Raw genomic sequence first — 26,652 nt, 5'->3', positions numbered from 1 at the left:
CGCCAAACTGTTGAAAAACGGGAGCGAATTCCATGGCTGGCACAGCAGCTCACGAGCATGGTGCCCACGACGACCACAAGCCGCACGGCTGGGTTCGTTGGGTATACTCGACCAATCATAAAGACATCGGTACCCTGTACCTGATCTTCGCAATCATCGCCGGTATCATCGGCGGCGCACTGTCTATTGCGATGCGCGCCGAGCTTCAGGAACCGGGCATTCAGATTTTCCATGGCCTTGCGTCCATGGTCTACGGTGTTGAGGGCGATGCCGCGCTTGATGCCGGCAAGCAGATGTTCAACGTGTTCACCTCGGCGCACGCACTGGTCATGATCTTCTTCATGGTTATGCCTGCGCTGATCGGTGGTTTCGCCAACTGGATGGTGCCGCTGATGATCGGCGCGCCGGACATGGCGTTCCCGCGCATGAACAACATTTCGTTCTGGCTTCTGCCGCCTGCGCTGACGCTGCTTCTGATCTCGCTGTTCATGCCTTCGGCACCTGGCGGCTGGGGTCCTGGTGGCGGCTGGACGCTGTATCCGCCGCTTTCGACGAGCGGTCAGCCTGGCCCGGCAATCGATTTCGCCATTCTGGCGCTGCACATTTCCGGTGCGTCGTCGATCCTCGGTGCGATCAACTTCATCACCACGATCCTGAACATGCGCGCTCCGGGCATGACGCTGCACAAGATGCCGCTTTTCGCCTGGGCTGTTCTCGTGACGGCGTTCCTGCTTCTGCTTTCGCTGCCGGTTCTGGCAGGCGGCATCACCATGCTGCTCACCGACCGCAACTTCGGCACGACCTTCTTCGCGCCGGATGGCGGTGGTGATCCGATCCTCTACCAGCATCTGTTCTGGTTCTTCGGTCACCCGGAAGTGTACATCCTGATTTTGCCGGGCTTCGGTATCGTCAGCCACATCGTGTCGACCTTCTCGCGCAAGCCGATCTTCGGTTATCTCGGCATGGCCTACGCCATGGTCGCGATTGGTGTCGTCGGCTTCGTGGTTTGGGCGCACCATATGTACACGGTCGGCCTGTCGCTCGACACGCAGCGCTATTTCGTGTTCGCCACGATGGTCATCGCGGTTCCCACAGGTATCAAGATCTTCTCATGGATCGCGACCATGTGGGGCGGTTCGATCACCTTCCGCGCACCGATGCTGTGGGCTATCGGCTTCATCTTCCTGTTCACGGTCGGTGGTGTGACGGGCGTTCAGCTCGCCAATGCCGGTCTCGACCGTGCACTGCACGACACCTATTACGTTGTGGCGCACTTCCATTACGTTCTGTCGCTCGGCGCTGTCTTCGCGATCTTTGCGGGCTGGTACTACTGGTTCCCGAAGATGAGCGGTTACATGTATAACGAGTTCACCGCGAAGCTGCATTTCTGGGTCACCTTCATTGGCGTGAACCTGATTTTCTTCCCGCAGCATTTCCTCGGTCTCGCTGGCATGCCGCGCCGTTACATCGACTATCCGGATGCCTATGCGGGCTGGAACATGGTGTCGTCCTACGGTTCCTATATTTCGGGCTTTGCCGTGCTGATCTTCCTCTACAATGTCTTCGAGGCATTCGCGAAGAAGCGTGAAGCAGGTGCAAACCCATGGGGCGAAGGCGCAACCACGCTGGAATGGCAGCTTCCTTCTCCGCCGCCGTACCACCAGTGGGAACAGCTGCCGCGCATCAAGTAATCGTGCGAAGGGCGAGGTCTGCAAAAGACTTCGCCCTTTCCAACAAATTGTGCTAAAGGCGGGCGACATTCTGTTCCGCCCATCGCGTTATGACCGTACTGGCAGGTTTGGCCTGCCGACAATTGCACGGCATTTCCGGCAGGAACGAATGTTCTCCGGGAGGGACAGGTTGTGTTGGTTGTCGAACTGCATCGAACAAGATGCGGTGGTCGGACCGGTGAATTTGAGGTTATTGAAGTCTAATGTCGCTGGTGGAAAAAAACGTAAGCGTTTCAGGCCCGAATGACGCAGCCGCGTTCTCGGAGGCAACGGCGCGGGACTATCTGGTTCTGCTGAAGCCGCGCGTGATGTCCCTTGTGGTGTTCACGGGCCTGGTCGGGCTTGTCCTTGCGCCGGGCACGATGAACCCTGTTCTGGCTGCCATCAGCATTCTGTGCATCGCAGTCGGCGCTGGCGCGTCCGGTGCGCTGAACATGTGGTATGACGCTGATATCGACGCGGTGATGAAGCGTACCCGTAACCGCCCGATTCCGGCCGGTGTGATTGCGCCCAATCAGGTTCTGGCTTTCGGCCTGACGTTGTCGGTCTTCTCGGTCCTGACGCTCGGCCTGATGGTCAACTGGCTGTCGGCAGCGCTTCTGGCCTTCACCATCTTCTTCTATGCCGTCATCTATACGATGTGGCTCAAGCGTTCGACGCCGCAGAATATCGTCATTGGCGGTGCGGCAGGCGCGTTCCCGCCCATGATCGGCTGGGCTGCGGCAACGGGCGAGATCACCTGGGACAGCGTCGTGCTGTTCATGATCATTTTCCTATGGACGCCGCCGCATTTCTGGGCGCTGTCGCTGTTCTCGACCAATGATTACGAAGCTGCGCGCATTCCGATGATGCCGAATGTGAAGGGCGAGCTTTCGACGCGCCGTCAGGCGATGTTCTATACGCTGCTCATGGCGCCGGTGGGCGTATTGCCATGGGTGATGGGTTTTGCAGGCCCGGTCTACGGCGCTGTATCGGTGCTGCTGGGCGGAGCCTTTGTTTACTATGCCTGGCGCATGTGGATGGCCGCATCGCAGCCCGCCATGCTGGTGGCCGCGCGCAAGCTGTTTCGCTTTTCGCTGGTGTATCTGTCGGGCCTGTTCGCGGTTATGCTGGTTGAGGCACTGACGTTTAAGGCGCTTCATGCCTTTGGAGTGTTGTAATGGATAAGACGGTAGAAAAGCCGGTTCATGAGAAGCTGGAACTGGTCGTACCGACCGAACAGCAGAAGAAAGCCCAGCGCAACCGGTCCTGGGGACTGGCAATTGCCTTGGCGCTGTTCGTGCTGCTCGTCTATGTCGGTACGATAGCGAAACTGGGTGCCAATGTTCTGGTACGGCCGCTCTGACAAACAGTTGGGGTTAGGCTGTTTCGGGAGGGAAACTGGGAGGAGACCATGGCAGATCAGCAGGATAAAGACGAAAAGCTCAAGCGGCAGCAGCGTTCCAACCGGACCATTGCGATTGCCTGCGTGTCTTTCTTCGTTTGCATGATCGGCGCAGCCTATGCGTCTGTTCCGCTTTACACGCTCTTCTGTCAAGTCACGGGTTATGGCGGCACCACCCAGCGTGTCGAACAATATTCTGATACGATCCTCGACAGGACGATCAAGGTGCGTTTCGACGCCAATACGGCCAATGGCCTGCCTTGGGATTTCAAGCCGGTGCAGCGCGAAGTGACGGTGCGTATCGGCGAAACCTCCATGATCAAATATGAAGGGCGCAACCTGTTCGACCAGACGACGTTTGGCCGGGCGAGCTTCAATGTTTCGCCGGGCCGCGCAGGCGCTTATTTCAACAAGGTCCAGTGCTTCTGCTTCACGGATACCACGCTGAAGCCGGGCGAAGACATGGAAATGCCGGTGGTTTTCTTCGTCGATCCGGAGATCGTCAACGATCCCGATCTGAAGGATGTGAAGACCATCACGCTTTCATACACCTTTTTCCCGATCGAAAAGCCGAAGCCGGTTGCTGACGCGAAGCCGGCGACGAAGACCGAAGCTGCGACGAGCAGCGGGGGATAAAGGGACACGAGTTTCGATGCGGCACATAATGCCGCAAAGACAAATACGACGACTGGTTTTATTGTCGGATTCGGACCGTCGATAAAACCGCTTGATGATTGACGGTATGCGGCATCTGGTCAGGGAGCCATCTGACGCAAAACATAGTCGCGCTTGCGTGTGTCCCTTGACGGATTTCAGCAGGCAGGCACGAGAGAGGAGCCCCTCAGGGGATTACGGGGAGAGACATGGCGGACGTACACGAGAAGAACCACGATTATCACATTATAGCGCCCAGCCCTTGGCCGTTCCTGAGCTCGATGGGCGCTTTTGTGCTCGCAATCGGCGGCATCGCCTGGATGCGTTACATCAATTCGAGTGAGCTGCCATTCTTCGGGCACAACCTCGTAACGCCGTGGCTTTTCTTCATCGGCCTCGCAATCGTGCTGTATTGCATGTTCGGCTGGTGGTCGGACACGATCAAGGAAGCGCATGAGGGTCATCACACCCGTGTCGTGTCGCTGCATCTGCGCTATGGCATGATCATGTTCATCGCCTCGGAAGTCATGTTCTTCGTGGCATGGTTCTGGGCGTTTTTCGATGCAAGCCTTTTCCCGAACGAAGTGCATCAGGTAGCACGCGCCACATTTACGGGCGGTGTCTGGCCTCCGAAGGGCATTGAGGTTCTCGATCCGCTTCACCTGCCGCTCTACAACACCGTGATCCTGCTTCTGTCGGGCACGACCCTGACCTGGTCGCACCATGCGCTGCTGCATAACGACCGCAAGGGCATGATCACCGGCCTCGCAATCACCGTGGTGCTCGGCATTCTGTTCTCGTTCGTGCAGGCCTATGAATACATGCACGCTCCGTTCGCGTTCAAGGACTCGATCTACGGCGCGACCTTCTTCATGGCCACCGGCTTCCACGGTTTCCACGTGATCGTGGGCACGATCTTTTTGCTGGTCTGCCTGTTCCGCGCAATCGGTGGCGATTTCACGCCTAAGCAGCATTTCGGTTTCGAAGCTGCTGCCTGGTATTGGCACTTCGTTGACGTGGTCTGGCTGTTCCTGTTCTTCGCCATCTATGTCTGGGGTGGCTGGGGCGCGCCGATGCATGGCGGCTAATTGGCCGTAATCTGAATTTCGAGGCGGCCTTGGCAACATGGCCGCCTTTTGCTTGTCTGGAGCAGTATTGAAATGAAGGAGCGCGCTATGCCTGATGCCAATCTCTATCCGCCGGTTGATCCCATCAAAAGCGGTATTGCCGGGCGCTGCCCGCGTTGCGGCGAGGGCAAGCTCTTCAATGGTTTCCTGACGGTCGCGCCGCGCTGCAATTCCTGCGGGCTGGATTATTCCTTCGCGGATTCCGGCGACGGTCCAGCGGCCTTCGTGATCCTGATTATCGGCTTCATTGTTGTCGGACTGGCGCTATGGATGGAAGTCAATGTCGGCCCGCCGCTCTGGGTGCATTTCATCCTGTGGGTGCCGCTGGCGATCATCCTCAGCCTTGTCGCCATGCGATGGATGAAGGGTATTCTGATCAATATGCAATATCGTAATAAGGCTGCCCCCGGCACGATACAAACAAAGGCCGACAACCAGCCGGATACGAAAGAATGACAGAGCGTCAGGTTTCCCGCCGTTTTCCGTGGGGCGTTGTCATCGCGTCCGGCATCGCGCTGATCATCCTTCTGGCCCTTGGCACCTGGCAGGTAGAGCGGCTGTTCTGGAAGGAGGCGCTGATTGCTTCCACCAATGAGCGCATCAAGGAACCGCCCTTGTCGCTGGCGGATATGGAAAAGCTCTACAAGGAAAAGGGCACGGTCGAATATCTGCCGGTTACGGTGTCGGGCACTTTCATGCATCAGGGGGAGCGGCATTTTCTGTCCACCTATGAAGGCGCTGCGGGCTACAATGTCTATACGCCGCTGATGCTGGAAGATGGCCGCTTCGTGCTGGTCAATCGCGGCTTCGTTCCCTATGAGAAGAAGGATCCGGCCACCCGTGCGGATGGGCAGCTCGACGGGCCGGTGAGCATCACCGGGCTGGCGCGTGATCCGCTGTCGGCGAAACCGGGTTTCTTCCTGCCGAATAACGATATCGCCAAGAATATCTTCTTCTGGAAGGACTGGGCGGCAATGGCGGAAAGCGCCGATCTGCCGGATATCAATCAGGTCGTGCCGTTTTTTATCGACGCGGACAACAAGCCCAATCCGGGCGGCCTGCCCATTGGCGGTGTGACGATCATCGAATTTCCCAACAATCATCTGCAATATGCCGTGACCTGGTATGGTCTCGCACTGGCGCTGCTAGGGGTTGTTGGAACGTGGCTATGGCGCTATCGAAAGACCAGTAGGGGTTGACTTTCGCCGCGTTGCGGCCCAACTCCGTGTCTACAGACCTTAGATTTTAGTCACGCCGAACCCGCGAGCTTCTTCATGACCGATCAGCGCCCCCCACTGGAAATCCGCCTTTGCGGTCCGCGCGGCTTTTGCGCCGGTGTCGACCGGGCGATCCAGATCGTCGTGCTGGCGCTGAAGAAATATGGTGCACCGGTCTATGTCCGCCATGAGATCGTGCATAACCGCTATGTGGTCGAAGGGCTGCAATCGCGCGGCGCAATCTTTGTCGAAGAGCTTGATGAAATCCCGGCGGAGCATCGCGATCAGCCAGTGGTTTTCTCGGCCCATGGCGTGCCGAAATCGGTGCCTGCCGATGCGGAATCGAAGAACCTCTTCTATCTGGATGCGACCTGCCCGCTGGTTTCCAAGGTGCACAAGCAGGCCATGCGCCATCAGCGGCTTGGACGCCATGTGATTTTGATCGGTCATTCCGGCCATCCGGAAGTCATCGGCACGATGGGCCAGTTGCCGGAGGGCGCGGTTACGCTGATCGAGACGGTCGAGGATGCCCGCAGCTGCCATTTTGCCGATGAGGATAATCTCGGCTTCGTCACGCAGACGACGCTCTCGGTGGATGATACGGCAGGCATTATCGAGGAATTGCAGGCGCGATTCCCCAATCTTTCGGCCCCGGCTGCGGAATCGATCTGCTATGCCACCACCAACCGTCAGGATGCGGTGCGCGCGGCAGCACCGGGCTGCGACCTGTTCCTGATCGTCGGTGCACCGAATTCGTCCAATTCGAAACGTCTGGTCGAAGTGGCGGAGAAGGCGGGCGCACGCATGTCCATGCTGGTGCAGCGCGCCGCCGATATCGAGTGGGACAAGATCGGCGATATTTCCGTTGTCGGTCTTTCGGCAGGTGCCTCCGCACCGGAAATCATCGTCGATGAAATCATCGCATCGTTCCGCGACCGTTTCGATGTGCGCATCGAACTGGCGGAAACGGCAGTGGAAACCGAGAACTTCCTTGTGAATCGTGAAATTCGCGATGTGGAACTGACGGTGCAGGATATGGCATTCGTCAATGGCGAGAACAGGGTTGCCGGCATTCCGAAGCTGGCACCGCAGATCATGCCTAAGATAATGCCCAAGGTCATATAGGGGAAATAAGCGGCATGGCCGTCTATACTGATATCAATGAGATCGAACTTGGCGCATTCCTGCAGCAATACGATATCGGCACGCTGACTTCCTATAAGGGCATTGCCGAGGGTGTCGAGAATTCCAACTATCTCCTGCACACGACATCCGGCTCCTTCATTCTGACGCTTTATGAAAAGCGCACCAACCGCGAAGACCTGCCGTTCTTTCTGGGCCTGATGCAGCATCTGGCCCGGCATGGCGTGGATTGCCCGCAGCCGGTGGTGCGCAGCGACGGCGAGACGATTGGCGAGCTTGCCGGGCGTCCGGCGGCCATTGTCACATTCCTCGAAGGCATGTGGATGCGCAAGCCAACCGTCGCCCATTGCGAGGCTGTGGGTGAGGGGCTGGCGCGCATGCATCTTGCTGGCGAGGATTTCGCCATGCGCCGCCGCAACGGGCTTACGCTGTCCGACTGGCGTCCGCTTTGGGACCTGTCGCGCGAGCGCGCAGACACGGTCGAGCCGGGTCTGGTCGAGGAGGCGGAAGCCGACCTCGATTTTCTGGAAAAGAACTGGCCTGCCGATCTGCCGCAAGGCGTGATCCATGCCGATCTGTTCCCGGACAATGTGTTTTTCCTCGGCGACAAGCTGTCGGGCTTCATCGATTTCTATTTCGCCTGCACGGATATTCTGGCCTATGACGTCGCCATCTGCCTGAATGCATGGTGCTTCGAAAAGGACTTTTCCTACAATCGCACCAAGGGCGCTGCCCTTTTGCGTGGTTACACGTCGATCCGTCCGCTTTCGACGGCGGAAGCCGATGCGCTGCCTGTTCTCTCGCGCGGCGCTGCAATGCGCTTCATGCTGACGCGGCTTTATGACTGGCTGACCGTTCCCGATGGCAGCTTCGTCATGAAGAAAGACCCGATGGAATATGTGCGCAAGATGCGCTTCCATCGCCAGATTGTCTCGGCTGCTGAATATGGGCTGGAACCGCAGGGAGCGGATGCGTGAAGCAGATCGAGGCTTACACCGATGGCGCCTGCTCAGGTAATCCCGGCCCCGGCGGCTGGGGCGTGGTGCTGCGCTGGAACGGCAACGAGAAAGAGCTGAAGGGCGGCGAGGCCGACACCACCAACAACCGTATGGAGTTGATGGCGGCGATTTCTGCGCTATCTGCGCTCAAAGAACCTTGCGAAGTCGATCTCTATACGGACTCGGTCTATGTCCGCGACGGTATTTCCGGCTGGATTGAAGGCTGGAAGCGCAATGGCTGGAAAACGGCAGCCAAGAAGCCGGTGAAGAATGCCGAGCTATGGCAGTTGCTGGATGAGGCGCGCAAGCCGCACAAGGTCAATTGGCATTGGGTCAAGGGCCATGCCGGTCATCCGGAAAACGAACGGGCCGACGAGTTGGCTCGCGCCGGTATGGAGCCGTTCAAATATGGCGGTCGCAAATCGCTGAAGGTGCAATAAGCGCCGGGTAAAACGATGTTTTGGGTATGAGAAAAGGGCGGTTTTCACCGCCCTTTTTGAATTTGATCAAAGCTGTTCGAGAATTCCGGCAGCAGCCGAAGTGACGGCCTGACCGGCCTGTTCTTCGATATTGAGCGTCTTGACCACACCGTCTTCGACAATGGCCGAATAGCGCTTGGAGCGAATGCCAAGACCGCCGGCGGTTGCGTCGAGTTCAAGGCCTGCTGCCTTGGTGAAGGTAGCCGAACCGTCAGCGAGATAGAGGATCTTGCCTTCGCCGCCGGTGCTCTGCGCCCATGCGCCCATCACGAAGGCGTCGTTGACGGCGATCACGGCGATCTGGTCCACACCCTTGGCGAGGATGGCATCGCGATTGTCGAGATAGCCCGGCAGATGGTTGAGGCTGCAGGTCGGCGTGAAAGCGCCCGGAACGGCAAAGAGAACGACCTTCTTGCCCTTGAAGACTTCGTCGGTCGTCACTTCCTTGACGCCGTCCGCAGTCTTGACCTTGAAGGTTGCTGCGGGAAGCGTGTCGCCAACTTTGATCGTCATCTGTTTTCTCCTGAGGGCAGGGGACAAATTGCCGTCTGGTCCGCTGCCTGATTTTAAAACTGTCGTTGCCGCGCCGCGAAGCGCGAGCCGCGACAGTTAAACCGATAACGGGGCGCTCGACAATTTCAAAACGCTGATGTCGCCATCAAAATAGGGGAGGATGGGCAGCCGCTTCAGGCGAAGCAGAAATCGCCGGGATCAGTCGAGTGTGACCTGTCCTGACACTGCCTTGCCATTCTGCACGATGGTGTAGTCGACGGTTGCATACCGCGCATCACCCTTGACTTTTATAGTGAAGTTGTGGCCATCGGAGGCGACCGGATCGGAGAGGCGAAGCTTGTCGCTGGCGACAAAAAGCTCGGCAGGCGCTTTCGGGTCCGGCACGGCCAATGTGAAGATTGCGGTTTCCTCATCACGCTTCACGGCACTGACACCGAAAGTGGGAGAAGCGGTTGCAGGAAGACGCCCGAAGGCTGTTTCCACGATGGTGCGCGCAGCAATAGCCTGCGGCTCGGCGGATTCAGCGCTTTCACTCACGGGGAAGTCGAACTCTGCCTGCACGGGAATGCAGATATGTTCGCAAACGCCGAGAAAGGCATGGCCCTTGAGGCGGGTGTCATTGGGCTGCAGCTTGAAGATGATGGGCAGAGAAACCGGCTTCTTATAGCCGATGCCATCGTCGTCACCACCGAACCGCACCGGCGCGGGATAATCGATCTGGGCGTTGGCGTTTCCATCGAGATTGATCTGTGGCGGCACACCAGCATCGCCCGGATTGCGCCAGTAGGTTTTCCATCCCGGCTGCAACTCGATCTGCAACGCGCCGCGTATCTCGCGCCCAGGCCCGGCTTCAGCCGAAACCGTACCATCCTCAATGATGACGCGCACACGCCCGCCGGGGGTTTCCGTCCAGGCGGAGGTCGAAGCGTACGCTGGCAAAGCCGAGGCTGCCAGCAAGCCGAGAGCGAGAATGTTCAAGCGTGTTTTCATGACTTAAAAATGAAATGAAATCATGGTTGCTTCAAGTCCAACATTGTTGGGAGCAATTATATTTTTGCGTCCTTTGAAGACAAATTTGCGACGCCCATTGTTATTTTCTACAGGCTTGCTACCTTCATCAACATGACCACGATGCGTAAGCCAAACCAGGAGCAGGGGTTCTTGAACGGGCAATTCCTGCTTGCCATGCCCGGCATGAGTGACGAGCGTTTTGCCCGGTCGGTGGTCTATATCTGCGCCCATTCCGATGAGGGCGCGATGGGCTTCATCATCAACCAGCTTCAGCCGATCGGGTTCCCGGATATTCTGCGCCAGATTGGCGTGATTGACGAGGATGAGCTGATTATACTGCCCGAGCGCACACAGCATATGATGGTGCGCAACGGCGGGCCGGTGGATCGCACGCGCGGCTTTGTGCTGCATTCCGACGATTACATGGTCGATTCCACCATGCCGGTTTCTGAAGAGGTCTGCCTGACCGCAACGGTCGATATTCTGCGCGCTATTTATGGCGGCAAGGGTCCGGCGCAGGTTTTGATGGCGCTGGGTTATTCCGGCTGGGCGCCGGGGCAGCTTGAAGCCGAGCTGGCCGACAATGGCTGGCTATGCTGCGATGCGCCGCTCGACATGCTTTTCGACAGCGACATCGAAGGCAAATATTCGCGCCTCATGATGCATATGGGCATCGACATGTCGCGGCTGGTTTCCGATGCGGGACATGCGTGAGGTAAGGGAGTAGGGGAATAGGGCAGTAAGGGAGTAGGTCAAAAGGACTTGCTTCAGCTCATCTGATTCGGTTTTTATTCCCCTATTCCCCTATTCCCCTATTCCCCTATTCCCCTATTCCCCTATTCCCCTATTCCCCTATTCCCCTATTCCCCTATTCCCCTATTCCCCTAACTTCACGCCGCCGCTGCTTCCAGCTGTTCCTTGATCATGCGGGTGCCTCTTCGCGGTTGGTCACCCTTCACGAAGGAGTGGTCGATCTTGATGATGTCGAACGGGAAGCGCGCCAGATTGGCGAGCGACGAATAGCCGGTGCCGAAATCATCCAGCGACGAGCGCTTTCTCGGGTCGGCGGTCTCTATTTTCTCCCCTCCGATAAGAGTGGCTTGGGCTTCAACAGCTTCAGCCCATCATCTTCTTGTGAGATAGAATATTGCTGCAAAAAGTGCCAGTTTTAAAGTATTTACATTATTAATATAGTATCAATGTTATTTAAACAATATTATGGAGATTTTAATGAGTGATTTCCCATGGGATATGTATGGTGGTAATGTATTTGACGATACATATGCTGGTCAGACATTTGTCGATTGTTCGGATTTCCCGTTCGAATTAGATCAGGGATCATTAACTGTTAATATGGATGGTGAATTGAATCTTCTTGCGCAAGGAAATATGAGTACCATAAGTTGGGAAAAACCGTCAGTTGAAATATTACATGGAACACTGTGCTTACGTTATGGCGATGAAGTTGCAAAAACTAACTTTCAACAATTTAATGGATGGATAAATACTCATAATGATGGCATCCTAAAAATATTTATTGGTTTTTTTATTTTAGAATCTGGTGATATTGAAGCAAAATCAATTAGCTATATAGAAATAAATACAAATCAGAAATTGTATTTATGTGGATCTATTAGGTTAAAAGATAATTCAAAATTGAAAATGAATGTTTATGGAAACATAAATGATAGTTATACTATGGAGCTTCTGAATACAGATATATCTGTCATGAACAATTCAAAAATTGAAATTACTTCACCAAATATGTCATTTTCTACAGTAGTGATTAATGAAAAACCACCCATTTTTAAGTTTTATATAGGCCAGTCTCTGGATGATAAAGAAGAGATTTATGATAGCAATGTATATGATGCGTCATTAAAAATATCTGCTTATGACAATAGGTTTCCAATAGACTTTACCAGCGGGCCGCCTGTTAATGTGAAATTTATATTCAGAGTGACCGATAATCAACGAAATCCGATCGAGAACAAAGGAAAGCTGATAATGGTTGGGCTTGCAGGATTTGGAGCGGCTTTCTTTCAAGAAGGTGGTTACCTGTATATTGATGACAGGCAAATCGTCGGAGATGAGGTGGCCGAAAGATTCGATATACGTATAATCAATGGAACTATGACCGTAAAACTTAAGTAAAATTTCGTGTCGAGATTATACGAGACCTTTGATCTGAAATGTCGTCGTCAGAAAGCAGTTTCTTAAACCGCGGGTATACCAAATCCGGGCGCGATCATTGCCGCGAAAGAAGGCCGTGATCTGATCCTTCAAAAGGTGGATTTGCCTTGTAGGCGTATCACGCCGCCGCTGCTTCCAGCTGTTCCTTGATCATGCGGGTGGCATCTTCGCGGCTGGTCGGCTGGCCGAACATGAAGCTCTGCACATATTCGCAGCCCATCTGGCGAAGCTGGAGCGCATCGCTTTCGCTCTCCACACCTTCCGTCACCACCGCCAGACCCAGATCATGCGCCATGCTGACGATGGAACGCAGCAGAGTGGTCTTCTGTGGTTGGTCACCCTTCACGAAGGAGCGGTCGATCTTGATGATGTCGAACGGGAAGCGCGTCAGATAGGCGAGCGACGAATAGCCGGTGCCGAAATCATCCAGCGACAGGCCAATCCCCATGGTCTTGAGGCGGGCCAGCACATGGGCTGACTGCTCTGGATTTTCCATGAGGACGGATTCGGTCAGTTCCAGCTTCAGGCTGCCCGGATTGAGGTGAATACGCGACAGCACGGAGCGGACATCGTTGATGAGATCCTGCCGGATCAGTTGCGTGGAAGACAGGTTGACCGAGACGAACAGGTCGAGCTTCGGGAACTGTTCCTGCCAGGCGAACAGGTCTTCGGCGGCGCGCTGTATCGCAAAAAGGCCAAGCTGCACGATCAGGCCGGAATTCTCGGCAATCGGAATGAATTCCGACGGAGAGATTGCGCCACGGCGCGGATGTTCCCAGCGCATCAGCGCTTCGAAACCGGCGATGGTGCCTTCGTCGAGCTTGACGATTGGCTGGTAGGCCATGCTGATTTCATCACGTTCAAGTGCGCGGCGCAGATCGGATTCAAGCTGCAGCTTGTCGCTGCCGATGGCGCGGAAAGCCGGGCGGAACGGCTCAATCCGGTCGCCGCCAAAGCGCTTGGCCTGATACATGGCCAGTTCCGCATCCTTCACGAAATCTTCCGCCGTGGTTGCGGTTTTCGTCCAGGTGATGAGGCCGACAGAGGCAGTCAGAACGATCTCGCGCTTGGCATAGGCAATCGGCGCGCGGGTGGCCTGACGCAGCGCTTCCGCAAAGGCTGCGATGCGACCCGGATCGCTTTCGGAGGCAAGCAGCAAACCGAACTGGTCGGAAGACAGACGCGACAGCGTGTCCTGTGGCTTCATCAGGCGGGCCAGCCGGCGCGAAATGGTCAGAAGGATCGTGTCGCCCGCCGACATGCCCAGACTATCATTGACCTGCTTGAAGCGGTCGATATCGATCATGAACACGGTCGGGTGCAGATTGTTCTCGCCGCGCGCCATGTTCATCACATTGCTCAGACGGTCGAGGAAAAGCTCGCGATTGGGCAGGCCGGTCAGATTGTCGTGTACGGCATCGTGCAGCAGACGCTCTTCGGCTTTCTTCTGTTCGGTCACGTTGACCAGCGTGCCGACGCAACGCACGACTTCGCCATCCGAACCGATCACCGGACGGGCACGCAGCGCATACCAATGGTAATGGCCGTCATTGGCGCGCAGGCGGAAGATCTGGCCGATGCGTCCGCGACGGTTTTCCAGAATGGCGTCGAGCGTCGAGCGGAAACGATCACGGTCGTCGGAATGCATGACCGGCAGCCAGTTGCGCACCGGACCCTGCAAACTGCTTGCCGTATTGCCGAGCTGGTTGGCGATGTCCGGCGTCGTGACCACGCGGTCGCGCGGCACATCCCAGTCCCAGACGATATCGCCCGCACCGATGACGGCGAGCGCCTGCCGTTCCATGTCGGACAGCAGCCCTTGCTGGAGCGCGCCGCCTGCAAAGGCGTGCTGCATGACGGTAAAGCCGATCAGAAGCACGATGAGAACGAGGCCGCCGCCAAGCGCCGGTTGGACAATGTCATTATCGAGGCGACCGGTGACGGCCATCCATGCGCCGAGCAGCCATATTAATGTGAGAAGCCAGGCGGGTATCAGCATGACCGCCCGGTCATATCCCTTCACCGCGAGATAGCCGATGATTGCGACGCCGGAAACGACGGTGAGTGCGAGCGAAATACGGGCAATGCCCGAAGCGATGGGTGGATCAAAAACCGCAACGCCAGCAAGCGCCAGCAAGCCCAGAACCCATGTCACCGCGCCATAGCTGAAATGGTCGTGCCAGCGGTTGAGGTTGAGATAGGCGAAGAGGAAAATCACCAGCGACGCGGCCAGCGCCACCTCTGTGCCCGCCCGCCATATCTGTTCGTTTCCGGGCGTGATTTCCATCAGCTTGTTCCAGAACCCGAAATCGACGCAGATATAGGCGAGAACCGCCCAGGCCAGCGCTGCCGTGGCGGGGAACAACGAGGTGCCCTTGACGACGAAAAGAATGGTCAGAAACAGCGCCAGCAGGCCTGAAATGCCAAGCAGGATGCCGCGATAGAGCGTGTAGGAATTGACGGTGTCCTTGTAGGCTTCCGGTTCCCACAGGTAGAGCTGCGGCAGATTATGCGAGGAAAGCTCGGCGACGAAGGTGACGACGCTGCCCGGATTGATCGTGATGCGGAACACATCCGCGTCGGCGCTTGGCTGGCGGTCGAGCGCAAAGCCTTCGCTGGGGGTGATCGACGCAATACGCGGCGAGCCGAGATCAGGCCAGATGATGCCGGAACCGACGAGACGGAAATGCGGCGCGACGATCAGGCGGTCGATCTGCTGGTCGGTCGGATTGGCGATGGAGAAAGCAGCCCAGTCGCCGGATGCATTGCTGTTCTGGTCGGCCTGCACTTCGATGCGGCGCACGATGCCATCGGGGCCGGGCGCGGTGGAAACCTGAACGCTTTCACCCTTGTTGCGGATAAGTTCAACGGCGCGCGACAGATCAAGGGCGGTGTCGTCCTTGGATATCTTGATCGGTTCGACGGCAGACGCATGGACGGTCGAAAAGGCCAGAAGGACGATCAGCGCGAGAAAACGCGCGGCGTTCTGGAAAAGCTTTTCAGAAAGACCCCTCACGAGCGTTCAACCTTGCCATTGATCATGCGGCTATCCAACATACGTTTGTCGCTTTCTATGAGGGCAAACAGCAGGTGGTCCTGCCAGAAGCCATTTATCTTGAGATAGGAGCGCAACAGTCCTTCTCTCTGAAATCCGGCTTTTTCGAGAAGCCGGACCGAACGTACATTATGGGGAATACAGGCAGCTTCAACCCTGTGCAACCGCAGTTGGTCGAATGCAAAGGGGATAACCAGAGACAGTGCCTCTGTCATATAGCCTTTGCCCGCGAAAGGAGCGCCGCTCCAATAGCCGATCATGCCGTTCTGTCCTACTCCGCGGCGGATATTGCCGAGCGTGATACCGCCGAGAATGCGGTTGTCGCTGTTGCGGAAAATGAAGAAAGGATAGCCGGTTCCGGCAGAAATTTCTTCCTGAAAACGCCGCATCCGGTAGCGGAAGGCGCTTTTCGTCAGATCGTCGTCGGGCCAGGTCGGCTCCCATGGAGACAGAAAGGCCCGGCTTTGCTCACGCAAATTGGACCAGCCCGCAAAATCGCCCATCATGGGCTCGCGCAGATAAATGCGCGGTCCACGCAGAATAGTCGGATTATTGCGCCGGAACGACAGGCCGATCATTGGAGTTAGGGGAGTAGGGGAATAGGTGAGTAGGGGAATAGGAAAAACGAAATCTTCACGGCCACATACTCCCCTATTCCCTTATTCCCCTACTGCCTTAAACAGCTATCTTCCTCTTATGCGCATTGGTTGAAAGCGCATCGGACAGATCGTCAAAGCTCATCAGGCGGCCAACCGGACCGACGCCTGCGATGGTCGGCTTGTTGTCGAGGAACAGGCGACCTGCGAGATCCGTCAGGCGTTCCGGCGTGATCAGGGAAAGACGTTCCATCAGCTCGTTATTGTCGACCGGGCGGCCATAAAGCAGGAACTGGCGGGCAAGCTGGCCTGCGCGGCTGGCCGCACTTTCCTGCGACATGAGAAGGCTGGCGCGATATTGCGCGCGGGCGCGATTGACTTCTTCGATGCTGATCGAATCCGCTGCCTTGTGCAGTTCGTCAATGATGACCGGAACCAGTTCGACCAGTTCGTCGCGACCCGTGGCGGCATGGATGCCGAACAGGCCCGTATCCGAAAAGCCCCAGTGGAACGCATAGACCGAATAGCACAGGCCGCGCTTTTCGCGCACTTCCTGGAACAGACGCGAGGACATGCCGCCGCCCAGTACCATGGACAGGAGCTGCGAGGCGTAGAAGTCACGCACATGATAGGCACGGCCTTCAAAGCCGATCAGAACCTGCGCATCCATCAATTCGCGGTTTTCGCGGAAATCGCCGCCGACATAGGTCGCAAGGTCAAGGGTCGGCGCCGTGTTATGGGCGCGGAAGCCGCCGAGACGCTTTTCAACTTCCTTGACGAAAGCATCGTGGTCCACGCCGCCGGCAGCCGTCACGACCATGCGGTCGGCGCTGTACTGCTCGTCCATATATTGGCGCAGGTCGGCAGAGGAAAAGGACATCACCGTGTCCGGCTCGCCGAGAATGGCGCGGCCGATGGGCTGGTGACGATAGGCGGTTTCGGTGAAACGGTCGAAGACGATATCGTCCGGCGTGTCATGCGCTGCGCCGATCTCCTGCATGATCACCTGCTTCTCGCGCTCAAGTTCGTCTTCGTCGAACTTCGATGCGGTCAGGATGTCGGAGAGAATATCGATGGCGAGCGGCATGTCATCGCGCATCACGCGGGCATAATAGGATGTGGTTTCGACGCTGGTAGCGGCATTGATCTCGCCGCCGACATCTTCGATATCCGATGCAATTTGCCAGGCAGTGCGGTTTTCCGTGCCCTTGAAGGCCATATGTTCGAGTAAGTGAGCTATACCGTGCCGGTCGGCGGCTTCGTTTCTCGCGCCAGCTTTAACCCAGATTCCCAGCGCCACGCTTTCCACATGTGACATGGTATCGGTGGCTATCGTCAACCCGTTGGGAAGACGCGTTACTTCAACACCCATAAGCGAACTGCTCCCTGCATTCCCCGCTCTGATCTTCCTGGGCCCGATCCCGAAAACAGGTTTCACCCTTCGGGGCCGGGCTCAAATTTCCTTTCCTGAGCCTCAGGCGTGAGCTCTGGAATGGCGGCTTACATATTCTTCCACGATTTTCAGGTCGTTGTGAAGAACTGTGAAGCTTTCTTTTCGTTGCATCAAATCCGACAACCATGCGGGAAGCTGCGGTTCGACACCACATGCAGCCTTTACGGCGTCGGGGAATTTGGCCGGATGCGCGGTGGCGAGCGCCACCATCGGGGCAGCGCCGGACACATTTTCGCGAGCCACTTTCACGCCGATGGCGGAATGCGGATCGAGAAGATAGCCGTCATCGGCCAGAACCGACTTGATGGTCTCCGCCGTTTCCGCAACCGTCGAGCGTCCAGCCGAGAACTCGGCGCGGATGGCCGAAAGCGGCTTTTCGGAAATGGTGAAGCCGCCGGATTGCTTCAGGCTTTGCATGAGGCCGCGCACGGCGGCAGCATCGCGGCCATGGACTTCGAACAGCAGACGTTCGAAGTTGGACGAAATCTGGATATCCATCGACGGCGAGGTGGTCTGGGCCACACCGCGCATTTCATAAGCGCCGGAGTCGAGCGTGCGCGAAAGAATATCGTTGTCGTTGGTGGCGACGATCAGGCGCTCGATGGGCAGACCCATGCGCTTGGCCACATAGCCCGCGAAAATATCGCCGAAATTGCCGGTCGGAACGGTGAAGGAAACCGCACGATCAGGCGCGCCGAGGCTCAAGGCGGCAGTGAAATAATAGACCACCTGCGGCATGATCCGCGCCCAGTTGATCGAATTGACGCCCGAAAGCGACAGCGCGTCGCGGAAGGCGAGGTCGTTGAACATGCCCTTCACGAGGTTCTGGCAATCGTCGAAATTACCTTCGATGGAGAGCGCATGAACATTGGCAAAGCCCGACGAGGTCATCTGGCGCTGCTGCACCGGCGAGACGCGGCCATTCGGGAACAGGATGAAGATATCGGTGTTGTCGCGACCGCCAAAGGCTTCAATTGCCGCGCCGCCAGTATCGCCCGAGGTCGCGCCGACAATGGTCGCGCGTTCGCCACGGCTGGCCAGAACATAATCCATCATGCGCGCCAGAAGCTGCATGGCGACGTCCTTGAAGGCGAGCGTCGGGCCGTGGAAGAGTTCGAGAACGAATTCATTTGCGCCGGTCTGGACCAGCGGGCAGACGGCGTCATGCCGGAAGCTGCCATAGGCCTCGCGCACCATGCGCTCGAAATCGGCTTGCGGAATTTCGCCGCCGGTGAAAGGCGTCAGCACGGCAAGCGCGATATCGACATAGGATTTTCCGCGCAGGCTGCGGATTTGTTCCGGAGAAAATTGCGGATATTCCTGTGGCAGATAGAGGCCGCCATCGCGGGCTAGTCCGGCGAGCAATGCATCGCTGAAACCCAGGACCGGGGCTTCGCCGCGGGTGCTTACATATTTCATTTCGTCAGGCCTTCATTCCAGATCGGCTGCGCAAGTCTCATTCGACGCGCATCTTATTGGGATGCGTTTCAAAGCTGTGCAAATGCAATAGGGCGTCCATAAAAAAGCCGCAAGAAATTAAAACATCCCGGAGGGGATGGGGTTGCTCTTCGCGGCAAAAAACGGGAAAACGTCATCGCGCACTGTTTTGTGCGCAGTGGTATAGAGCATTTCCAGCAAAAGTGCGAAGCGGTTTTGCGTCTGGACAATGCGACAGAGGAAGAGTTTGCATTTCCAGCAAAAGTGCGAAGCGGTTTTGCGTCTGGACAATGCGACAGAGGAAGAGTTTGCATTTCCAGCAAAGGTGCGCAGCGGCTTTGCTGGTTGGAAAATGTGGCGGCGGAACAAATTGGGGTGGTCCGGCGATTTCAATGAAATCGAGGCGCTCTCAAACAAACAGATTAGTGCAGGGAAGCCCGGTCTATGCAGAAAGCATCACAGAATCGTTCATCGTTGTTTCCAGTCTTTGCAACGGTTTTGCTCACGGCACTCGCTGGCTGCACGACCAGCGGCGGCGACAAGCCGGGGGCAACAGCCTCTGCGGATCAGCCGCGGGTCAAGGCATCCGAGCTTCGCGCTTATTGCCCCACGGTGACACTGCGTGACGGCACTGCCTTCTTCAGCACCTATGCCAAGGGCGGCGACAAGGATCCGGCGCAGGTCATCTATCAGGCTTCGCTGACCGATGTGACGCGTGCGTGCCAGTATGGCGACGGCACAATCACCATTGATGTTGCTGCCGCAGGCAAGGTTGTGCCGGGCCCGCAATATAAGAGCGGCACCATCACCATGCCGGTCCGCGTGGCTGTGCGTCAGGGCGATCAGGTGGTGTATTCCAAGCTGCACAAGCAGACTGTCACGATCACCAACAGCGATACCGCCACCCAGTTCGTTTTCAACGACAAGGGAATTTCGCTGCCGATGCCGGACAAGCAGAATATCCAGATTTTCGTCGGTTTCGATGAAGGCCCGAATGCCAAGTAATTTTTGCTGCGCCTGACAAGGCGAAGTATGGATAAGAGCTTAAATGCGCGGGAGAAATCTCGCGCATTGTTTATTTGAGAGCATTTCCAGTAAAAGTGCGTGGCGCCTACGCGGGGAAATCAGTTCACTGGACTGATTTCCGATCCCGCTTCGATGCGTAGGATAATGCGTAAAAAAAATAGTTAGAGCGGTTCCACGATTCCGCTTTTACCGGAGCCGCTCTAGCGTCTGCTAATATAGCCAAACTCGGATACTGTTATATTTGCATATACTAATAAAAGAATAAAAAACTGCCCCTTAATTAATATCGTTTCCAAAAGACGTTCTTCGTGTAATAATTGCTTTGTTTTTATATGTTTATAATTGATGCTGTAGGCCGGCGTTTATATTTGATGCCTCTGCTTATGCGGGATAAGCAGCAAGGTTTTATGCCACAGATCGTTTGCGAGGGTTCAAGGGCGGATGGTGCGCAGGCGGAACAATGGCAGCAGCCTTTTCAATCCAGTTCCGCTTATCTTTCTGTTGCTGCTCCTGTGCGGCGCTGTGGCAGGGCATTGGGTTGGCGAAAAACTACGAAAGATGGGCGATGAGCGACAGGTCGACGCCTATATGGAGGCGTTGCTGTCCTATGCGGGGCGGCTGATCGACTCGGCGCACAGCACGCTTGATCAGGCAGAACAATCACCCTACCCAATTTGCTCGGCGGAGGAGCGCATCTATCTGCGTCGGCTCCTGTTCACGGCCTATCAGATCAAGGATATCGGCCGGCTGGTCGATGGCCGGTTGAATTGTTCCACGCTGCTGCCCGATCTCGGGCGGCAAGAGCCCCGTTCGACGGCGGATTTGCTGCTGCCAGACGGCACTTACATCTATGGCGAACGCCCACTCTTCACGCCGGGAACCTCCGGTCCAGTCATGGGCAAGGGCAATTCCAATGTTGTGTTGAGCCCCTCAGCCTTCGACTTCATGCATACGCCGGGTTACTCCTTCGCGATGTTCATGAGCGACCCGACGCGGGAGAATTTTGCGCGCTTCTACGAATATCCGGCCAAGGCCGATCTGGAGCCGCTTTCGGACGGGCGCATGACGGAGCTTGTGGAAGACAAGGACCAGCTCCGGGCCTATGTCTGCGAGCCGAACAAGCTGATCTGCATTGCCCTGAAAACGCAGATCGACCGCACGAGCCTGCATGCGCGATTGCGATCATTTCTGTCGATCGTGCTCGGCATGCTGGTTGCTGGCTGTCTGGGCCTTGGCTGGAGGGCCTATAACAATCGCGACCGGTCGCTGATGACGCTCCTGTCCAAAGCCCTGACAAGAAAGGAACTGGACGTTGTCTACCAGCCGGTTGTCAATGTTGTCAGTGGCGAGATCGTCGGCTTTGAGGCTTTGATACGCTGGGAGATTCACAAGGGGGATTTCGTTCCGCCGGATGTCTTCATCACACGGGCGGAAAAGAGTGGCCTCATTCACCGAATAACGCTCTATGTGCTTGATGCTGTGATCAGTGAAATGGGCGATCTGTTGCGAGCCAAGCCCGGTCTGCGCATCAACATCAATATAAGCGCGCGCGACTTGCATGATGCGGACTTCGCGAGCCAGTTGGAAAAGCGTCTGGTGAAGGCCGCGATTGATCCGCAGCAGATTGGTCTGGAGCTGACCGAGCGTACCGCGGTCGATTTCGTAAAAGCTTCTGCCGCTATCCAGCTTCTGCGTGAGAAGGGGCACTGCATCTATATCGACGACTTTGGCACGGGCTATTCCAGTCTGGCCTATCTGGGTGCGTTGAATGTGGATGCGATCAAGATCGACAAGACATTCACCCGCACGGTCGATAATGGCAGCACGGTTTCGATTGTCCCGCAAATTCTGGCCATGGCGCAGCAGCATTGTCTGGACGTGGTCGTGGAAGGTGTGGAAACCGAGGCGCAGGCAGCCTATTTTGCCGAGGAAAGTGCGGGCGATGCTGTGCCGATCAAAGCGCAGGGCTGGCATTTCGGCAAACCCGTTTCCGCAATAATTGCGCGTACGCTGGTGATCGCCAAACCGGCAAAGCGCCGGAAGACGACCCGAAAGGGATCATTCCTCGGCATCGGCAGTGAGCCGCCGGTCTAGAGCGTAGAGGCATATTTCGCTGTAAAATCAATAATTTGAACGGATTATCGGTCCGTTTTGGATGAAATAAGACATGCGTGCGGTCAAGGACTTAAACGCATTCTGTGCATATCCTAAAAGTGCAGCACGCTTTAGCTAAAATTCGAATTAAATTTAGCAGTGAAGTTCAAACGAAAAGCAACGAGTCTGCGCTAGTCTGCACCCATGAAACAGAAATTTGAACGTATTCTCGAACCGACGGACACCTGGGCGATCTTCGATACGTCCACGGGTGAACCCTTCATGATGGGGACCCGGCTGCTGATCGGTCTTGATGAGCACGAAGCCGAAGAGCTGCTCGCCATCCTCAACGCGCCGCCGAAGGGGCGCAACAAGCGCTCTGCCGCCTGAGGCAGCGGGGTCGATAGCCCGAATGCTCGGGCTATCGCGATAATCAGATCAGACCGGGCGGTCTTGTCGGCACCTGTGCGTCAGGCGTCGGTCCAGATCGAAAGGGCTTCGATCACGCTGGGCAAGTCCTTGTGGCGGTGAATCACCGTCTCGGCGCCTGCGTCGGTCAGCCGGTCGGCATGGCCGGGATAGGTGTGCGCTCCGCCCGTAAAGCCGATGACGCGCATACCGGCAGCTCGCGCGCCCTGAATGCCGTGCACGGAATCCTCAATCACGATCACATTGCGCGGATCCACGCCGAAATGCTTGGCGGCATAGAGGAACACATCCGGGGCAGGCTTGGTCTTCTTGGTGCCGACTTCCTTGGCCGAAAAGATGTTGGGCGCGAAAAGGTCATAAAGCTCGACGCGCTTCAGCATCATTTCCAGCCGTGCGCTGGTCGAGTTGGAGCAGATGCACTTTGGCAGCTTCAGCGCTGAAACCACGTCCACGATATCGTCGACAGCCTGCACCTCATTTTTGAGGCGCTCGTCGAGAATGCTCTCCGATTTGTCGATCAGCGATGCGGAAAGCGCTATGCCTGCCTCGCGCTCGACCGTGAGCAGAATATCCTGCCAGGTGAGACCGGCGAAACGTTCGGCCAGTTCGTCGGCGGAAATCTGGAAACCGGCTTCGGTGAGAAGCACGGATTCGACTTCCGCAGCGATGATTTCGGAATCCACCAAAACGCCATCGCAATCGAAAATGATGAGGGACGGAGCCGCCATGTGGGTAGCCTTCTTATCGGGAGGGGGACGCATTCACACTCGCGGGAACGCATCGGGAATATTGAAGGATCAGCTACAACTTTATCGCCCGAGCGTCAAACCTCGCCGGAGACTTCGCGCCGTCTGCGGTCCAGCTCTTCGCTATAGCGGCGCAGCGTATGGGCTTCACTCAACAGCCCCATGACTTTGCGTTCCTGCGCATTGTTGACCACGGCGAGCGCTTCGCTTTCGGAACGGTCAAACCGCACGACAGCTTCCTTGGCGTTCATCTGTGGTAACAGGAATTCATCCTGATACTTCAAAAGCTCGCTGATGCTGTGGTTTTCTGAACTGTCGAAACTGTCGGCATAGACTTCCGGTACCGGGATCATGCCGACATAGCGCCCCTGCCCATCCACCGCGATAACGCGCTGGGTAGAACCGAGCGGGAAATCGTGACGGAAGGTTTCGATATCCGTGTCGATCAGAACAGTGCGCACATCATGACGCATCATGCGGCTGACGGTCAGATTGCGTATCCAGCCGATATCATGCGCCGAGCGGATGGCTTCGCCACGCAGATGGAAGCGCCAGGTGGCAAACGAGTAGCCGAAGGTCTTGCGGACCATCAGCGAGGAAGACACGACGGCTCCGAGCACCAGCATGGAAATCGGAAAGTCGCCGGTCAGTTCCAGCGCCAGAAAGGTCATGGTCATAGGGCCGCCGACAATCGCGACGGCAAGCGAGGACATGCCGATCACGGCATAGACTTCCGGCGCAAGCGTCAGGCTGGTCGGTAGCACCACGCCTGCCACGGCTGCGAAAAGCTTGCCGGTTAAAGCGCCCAGAAACAGCGATGCAAAGAACAGGCCGCCGCGAAAGCCTGAGCCGATGGAGATCGCCGATGCCAGCGATTTCGTCAGGATCAGCAGCAACAGCGCCGAGATGGTGATATTCGCATTGAGGTCGAGATGCAGCGCGCCGTGGCCGGATGCCAGAACCTGCGGCGAGAAGAAGGCGATCAGCCCGACGATCGCACCGCCAATGGCCGGGGTGAGAACATTGGGCAGAAAGCTGCGTCGGGTGATTGTTTCGACGAAGGTCACGCCGCGCATGATCAGGATTGCAATGCCTGCCGAGACGAAGCCGAGCAGCAAAGCGGGCACATAATCGCGGGGCGTGATGGCGTCGATATGGCCGATATCGATCAGGAAAGGCGCGCCGCCAATGGCTTGCGTCACCAATGTGCCGACAATTGCCGCAACCACAACCGGGGCCAGCGTGGCGATGGAGTAAACGCCGATGATCAGTTCGAATGCATAAAATGCGCCGGTGAGGGGGGCGTTGAACGCGCTGGCAATGGCCGCCGCAGCACCGCAACCGACCAGCGTGCGCAAATCGGCCCGGCGCAGCTTGAGCGCGCGCCCGATGCGTGAGGCGAAGCCGCTTGCCAGCTGCGTATAGGCCGCTTCCAGCCCGACCGAAGCGCCAAAGCCGTTGGAAATCAGGTTCTGCCCGACGAGGATAAAACTGTCGGTCAACGACAGGCGTCCGCCGTGCAGCGCATTGGCTTCGATGGGGTCGACGATGGGACGCTTGCGCCAGCGCGCCAGAACCCAGATGACGACCCCCATGAGAATGCCGCCTGCCAGCGGGGCGATAAAGGCGCTTGGATAGAGCTGCGCCGCAGAACTGAGCTTTTCGCCGGGTTCGAGCGCGAAAAGCGCCTGATGCATCCACTGCGATATGCCGCCAATGGCGGCAACGGCCAAACCGGAAATGATGCCGATCACGACACCGGCGATGACGAGGCCTATTTCGCTGCCGCGCACAACGGCGCGCATGCGGAAGGGAACGAAAAAGACTCTCAGATAACGATTGTGGCGCAGTTCTGCGAAATTCATATGCAAAGACCTGACAGGCACCGGTTCGGTCGGCTCAGTTACTCCGAAGGCTGGATTGTTCGCAAATCATATAGGCAAATGAATAACCGAGCCTTATTGGACACGACGCATTACCGGTCGGCCTTTGCATTTCGATGACGGCGTTAAGATGGCAGCCGCGAAAATGTTGCTGATTGTTTGAAACGAAAAAGCCCGGAAAGCCGGGACTTTGCCGCCTTTTTAAGAAAAGGTTTACGATTTCAATCACTTGGCGTTAACGCCATATTTACCCTGTCCGGTAACCATAAGGACAAGTTTTCGCGTCCACAGGTAATCGAGTATCCCATGTCCCTAGTACGTCTTGCCCATGAGTTGCCCATCGAGGCCCCGCGTACCGCCTGGCTCGACTCCATCATCAAGGGTGATTGCGTTTCCGCGCTGGAGCGCCTGCCGGATAATTCCGTCGATGTCATCTTTGCCGATCCGCCCTATAATCTCCAGCTTGGCGGCGATTTGCATCGTCCGGATCAGTCGATGGTCAGTGCTGTTGACGATCATTGGGATCAGTTCGAGAGCTTTCAGGCCTATGACGCGTTTACCCGCGCCTGGCTTTTGGCCTGCCGCCGCGTTCTGAAGCCGAATGGTACGATCTGGGTTATCGGCTCCTATCACAATATTTTCCGCGTCGGCACACAGTTGCAGGATCTGGGCTTCTGGCTCCTCAATGATGTCATCTGGCGCAAGACCAATCCGATGCCGAATTTCCGTGGCCGTCGTTTCCAGAACGCGCATGAGACGCTGATCTGGGCATCACGCGACCAGAAGGGCAAAGGTTACACCTTCAATTATGAAGCCATGAAGGCTGCCAATGACGATGTGCAAATGCGCTCGGACTGGCTGTTCCCGATCTGCACGGGTTCCGAACGTCTGAAAGACGAGAACGGCGACAAGGTTCATCCGACACAAAAGCCGGAAGCGCTTCTGGCCCGCATCATGATGGCGTCGAGCAAGCCCGGCGACGTCATTCTCGACCCGTTTTTCGGCTCCGGCACGACCGGCGCGGTGGCCAAGCGCCTCGGACGCCATTTTGTCGGCATCGAACGCGAACAGGCATATATCGACGCTGCAACCGCCCGTATCGATGCGGTCGAACCGCTGGGCAAGGCTGAACTGACGGTCATGACCGGCAAGCGCGCTGAACCGCGTGTGGCTTTCACCAGCGTATTGGAAGCAGGTCTCCTGCGTCCGGGAACGGTTCTTTGCGATGCACGCCGTCGCTTTGCCGCGATCATTCGTGCCGATGGCACGCTGGCCGCCAATGGCGACGCGGGTTCGATCCATCGCATCGGCGCCAAGGTGCAAGGCTTCGACGCCTGCAACGGCTGGACCTTCTGGCACTATGAAGTCGATGGTGTTCTGAAACCTATCGACGATCTGCGTCAGGTTATCCGCGACGAGATGGCAGTCGCCGGCGCATAACAAGCATTATCATCGGACGGCCTCCAGCAGAGTCTGATCATGGA

Annotated in this window: 24 protein-coding genes and 1 pseudogene; 16 read left to right on the top strand and 9 right to left on the bottom strand. The window is 56.8% G+C overall.

The features are described 5' to 3' along the window. Nucleotides 1-32 precede the first annotated feature (32 nt). The 10 genes from ctaD (at nt 33) to rnhA (ending at nt 8,693) form a co-directional block, all read left to right on the top strand. Nucleotides 33-1,691 carry a cytochrome c oxidase subunit I gene (ctaD, locus tag FGI60_RS19355; RefSeq protein WP_078338071.1) on the top strand — a complete coding sequence of 553 codons (1,659 nt, stop codon included), beginning with the start codon at nt 33-35 and terminating at the stop codon, nt 1,689-1,691. A 242-nt stretch (nt 1,692-1,933) separates the two neighbouring features. Further along, the gene (locus FGI60_RS19350; RefSeq protein WP_138786569.1) at nt 1,934-2,890 is read left to right on the top strand and encodes a heme o synthase; all 957 of its coding nucleotides are present in this window, start codon (nt 1,934-1,936) and stop codon (nt 2,888-2,890) included. Further along, nucleotides 2,890-3,075: a hypothetical protein gene (locus FGI60_RS19345; RefSeq protein WP_138786568.1), complete on the top strand. Its 186-nt coding sequence runs from the start codon at nt 2,890-2,892 to the stop codon at nt 3,073-3,075. Before FGI60_RS19350 ends, FGI60_RS19345 begins: the two co-directional genes overlap by 1 nt. A gap of 48 nt (nt 3,076-3,123) precedes the next feature. After that, nucleotides 3,124-3,750 (top strand): cytochrome c oxidase assembly protein, encoded by a 627-nt coding sequence (locus FGI60_RS19340; protein WP_138786567.1) that lies wholly within the window; start codon nt 3,124-3,126, stop codon nt 3,748-3,750. Nucleotides 3,751-3,977: 227 nt separating this feature from the next. Then, nucleotides 3,978-4,856 (top strand): cytochrome c oxidase subunit 3, encoded by an 879-nt coding sequence (locus FGI60_RS19335; RefSeq protein ID WP_138786566.1) that lies wholly within the window; start codon nt 3,978-3,980, stop codon nt 4,854-4,856. 87 nt (nt 4,857-4,943) lie between these two features. Further along, complete coding sequence (locus tag FGI60_RS19330; RefSeq protein ID WP_138786639.1) at nt 4,944-5,351, top strand: DUF983 domain-containing protein; 408 nt, start codon at nt 4,944-4,946, stop codon at nt 5,349-5,351. Further along, nucleotides 5,348-6,094 carry an SURF1 family protein gene (locus tag FGI60_RS19325; RefSeq protein ID WP_138786565.1) on the top strand — a complete coding sequence of 249 codons (747 nt, stop codon included), beginning with the start codon at nt 5,348-5,350 and terminating at the stop codon, nt 6,092-6,094. The genes FGI60_RS19330 and FGI60_RS19325 overlap by 4 nt, the downstream gene beginning before the upstream one ends. A gap of 75 nt (nt 6,095-6,169) precedes the next feature. Then, nucleotides 6,170-7,237 (top strand): 4-hydroxy-3-methylbut-2-enyl diphosphate reductase, encoded by a 1,068-nt coding sequence (ispH, locus tag FGI60_RS19320; protein ID WP_078338077.1) that lies wholly within the window; start codon nt 6,170-6,172, stop codon nt 7,235-7,237. 14 nt (nt 7,238-7,251) lie between these two features. Then, nucleotides 7,252-8,232 (top strand): homoserine kinase, encoded by a 981-nt coding sequence (locus tag FGI60_RS19315; RefSeq protein ID WP_138786564.1) that lies wholly within the window; start codon nt 7,252-7,254, stop codon nt 8,230-8,232. Further along, nucleotides 8,229-8,693, top strand: coding sequence for a ribonuclease HI (gene rnhA, locus FGI60_RS19310; RefSeq protein WP_078338079.1), 465 nt, complete (start codon nt 8,229-8,231; stop codon nt 8,691-8,693). Before FGI60_RS19315 ends, rnhA begins: the two co-directional genes overlap by 4 nt. A 66-nt stretch (nt 8,694-8,759) precedes the next feature. Here the strand turns inward: rnhA and FGI60_RS19305 are convergent, their stop codons facing one another. Both FGI60_RS19305 and FGI60_RS19300 read right to left on the bottom strand, forming a co-directional pair. Further along, nucleotides 8,760-9,245: a peroxiredoxin gene (locus tag FGI60_RS19305; RefSeq protein ID WP_078338080.1), complete on the bottom strand. Its 486-nt coding sequence runs from the start codon at nt 9,243-9,245 to the stop codon at nt 8,760-8,762. Between the two features lie 198 nt (nt 9,246-9,443). Next, complete coding sequence (locus FGI60_RS19300; protein ID WP_138786563.1) at nt 9,444-10,235, bottom strand: protein-disulfide reductase DsbD domain-containing protein; 792 nt, start codon at nt 10,233-10,235, stop codon at nt 9,444-9,446. A gap of 132 nt (nt 10,236-10,367) precedes the next feature. On the opposite strand from FGI60_RS19300, the gene FGI60_RS19295 reads away from it, so the two are divergent. Continuing rightward, a complete protein-coding gene (locus FGI60_RS19295; protein ID WP_138786562.1) occupies nt 10,368-10,970 on the top strand; it encodes a YqgE/AlgH family protein in 603 nt (200 codons plus the stop codon). 215 nt (nt 10,971-11,185) lie between these two features. Here the strand turns inward: FGI60_RS19295 and FGI60_RS26685 are convergent. Continuing rightward, nucleotides 11,186-11,302, bottom strand: a pseudogene (locus tag FGI60_RS26685) (EAL domain-containing protein); the annotation flags it as partial. A 184-nt stretch (nt 11,303-11,486) separates the two neighbouring features. Here FGI60_RS26685 and FGI60_RS19280 point away from each other — a divergent pair. Then, nucleotides 11,487-12,410, top strand: coding sequence for a hypothetical protein (locus FGI60_RS19280; RefSeq protein ID WP_138786561.1), 924 nt, complete (start codon nt 11,487-11,489; stop codon nt 12,408-12,410). A gap of 157 nt (nt 12,411-12,567) precedes the next feature. Here the strand turns inward: FGI60_RS19280 and FGI60_RS19275 are convergent, their stop codons facing one another. From FGI60_RS19275 to thrC, 4 genes are all read right to left on the bottom strand, one after another. After that, nucleotides 12,568-15,465, bottom strand: a complete 2,898-nt coding sequence (locus FGI60_RS19275; protein ID WP_138786560.1) for a sensor domain-containing phosphodiesterase — start codon at nt 15,463-15,465, stop codon at nt 12,568-12,570. After that, complete coding sequence (locus tag FGI60_RS19270; protein WP_078338083.1) at nt 15,462-16,082, bottom strand: GNAT family N-acetyltransferase; 621 nt, start codon at nt 16,080-16,082, stop codon at nt 15,462-15,464. The genes FGI60_RS19275 and FGI60_RS19270 overlap by 4 nt, the downstream gene beginning before the upstream one ends. Before the next feature lie 97 nt (nt 16,083-16,179). Further along, nucleotides 16,180-17,472: a M16 family metallopeptidase gene (locus FGI60_RS19265; protein ID WP_138786559.1), complete on the bottom strand. Its 1,293-nt coding sequence runs from the start codon at nt 17,470-17,472 to the stop codon at nt 16,180-16,182. A gap of 102 nt (nt 17,473-17,574) precedes the next feature. Further along, on the bottom strand, nt 17,575-18,972 hold the full coding sequence (gene thrC / locus FGI60_RS19260) for a threonine synthase (protein WP_138786558.1): 1,398 nt from the start codon (nt 18,970-18,972) through the stop codon (nt 17,575-17,577). Nucleotides 18,973-19,434: 462 nt separating this feature from the next. Between thrC and FGI60_RS19255 the strand changes: the two genes are divergently transcribed. The 3 genes from FGI60_RS19255 to FGI60_RS19245 all read left to right on the top strand — a co-directional run bounded on the left by FGI60_RS19255 (nt 19,435) and on the right by FGI60_RS19245 (nt 22,500). Next, nucleotides 19,435-19,995: a hypothetical protein gene (locus FGI60_RS19255; protein ID WP_138786557.1), complete on the top strand. Its 561-nt coding sequence runs from the start codon at nt 19,435-19,437 to the stop codon at nt 19,993-19,995. A 465-nt stretch (nt 19,996-20,460) separates the two neighbouring features. Next, the gene (locus FGI60_RS19250) at nt 20,461-22,110 is read left to right on the top strand and encodes an EAL domain-containing protein (protein WP_374843839.1); all 1,650 of its coding nucleotides are present in this window, start codon (nt 20,461-20,463) and stop codon (nt 22,108-22,110) included. Between the two features lie 204 nt (nt 22,111-22,314). Further along, nucleotides 22,315-22,500, top strand: coding sequence for a hypothetical protein (locus FGI60_RS19245; protein ID WP_138786555.1), 186 nt, complete (start codon nt 22,315-22,317; stop codon nt 22,498-22,500). 80 nt (nt 22,501-22,580) lie between these two features. Here the strand turns inward: FGI60_RS19245 and FGI60_RS19240 are convergent, their stop codons facing one another. Further along, the gene (locus tag FGI60_RS19240; protein ID WP_138786554.1) at nt 22,581-23,267 is read right to left on the bottom strand and encodes an HAD family hydrolase; all 687 of its coding nucleotides are present in this window, start codon (nt 23,265-23,267) and stop codon (nt 22,581-22,583) included. Between the two features lie 95 nt (nt 23,268-23,362). Then, the gene (locus tag FGI60_RS19235) at nt 23,363-25,150 is read right to left on the bottom strand and encodes a chloride channel protein (protein ID WP_138786553.1); all 1,788 of its coding nucleotides are present in this window, start codon (nt 25,148-25,150) and stop codon (nt 23,363-23,365) included. Nucleotides 25,151-25,474: 324 nt separating this feature from the next. Between FGI60_RS19235 and FGI60_RS19230 the strand changes: the two genes are divergently transcribed. Then, nucleotides 25,475-26,608 (top strand): site-specific DNA-methyltransferase, encoded by a 1,134-nt coding sequence (locus FGI60_RS19230; protein WP_138786552.1) that lies wholly within the window; start codon nt 25,475-25,477, stop codon nt 26,606-26,608. Nucleotides 26,609-26,652: the final 44 nt, after the last annotated feature.

The organism is Brucella haematophila, assembly GCF_005938105.1.
Taxonomy (GTDB): Bacteria; Pseudomonadota; Alphaproteobacteria; order Rhizobiales; family Rhizobiaceae; genus Brucella; species Brucella haematophila.
Note: the sequence above shows the minus strand (reverse complement) of the source record. Positions and strands in the feature narration are given on the sequence as shown.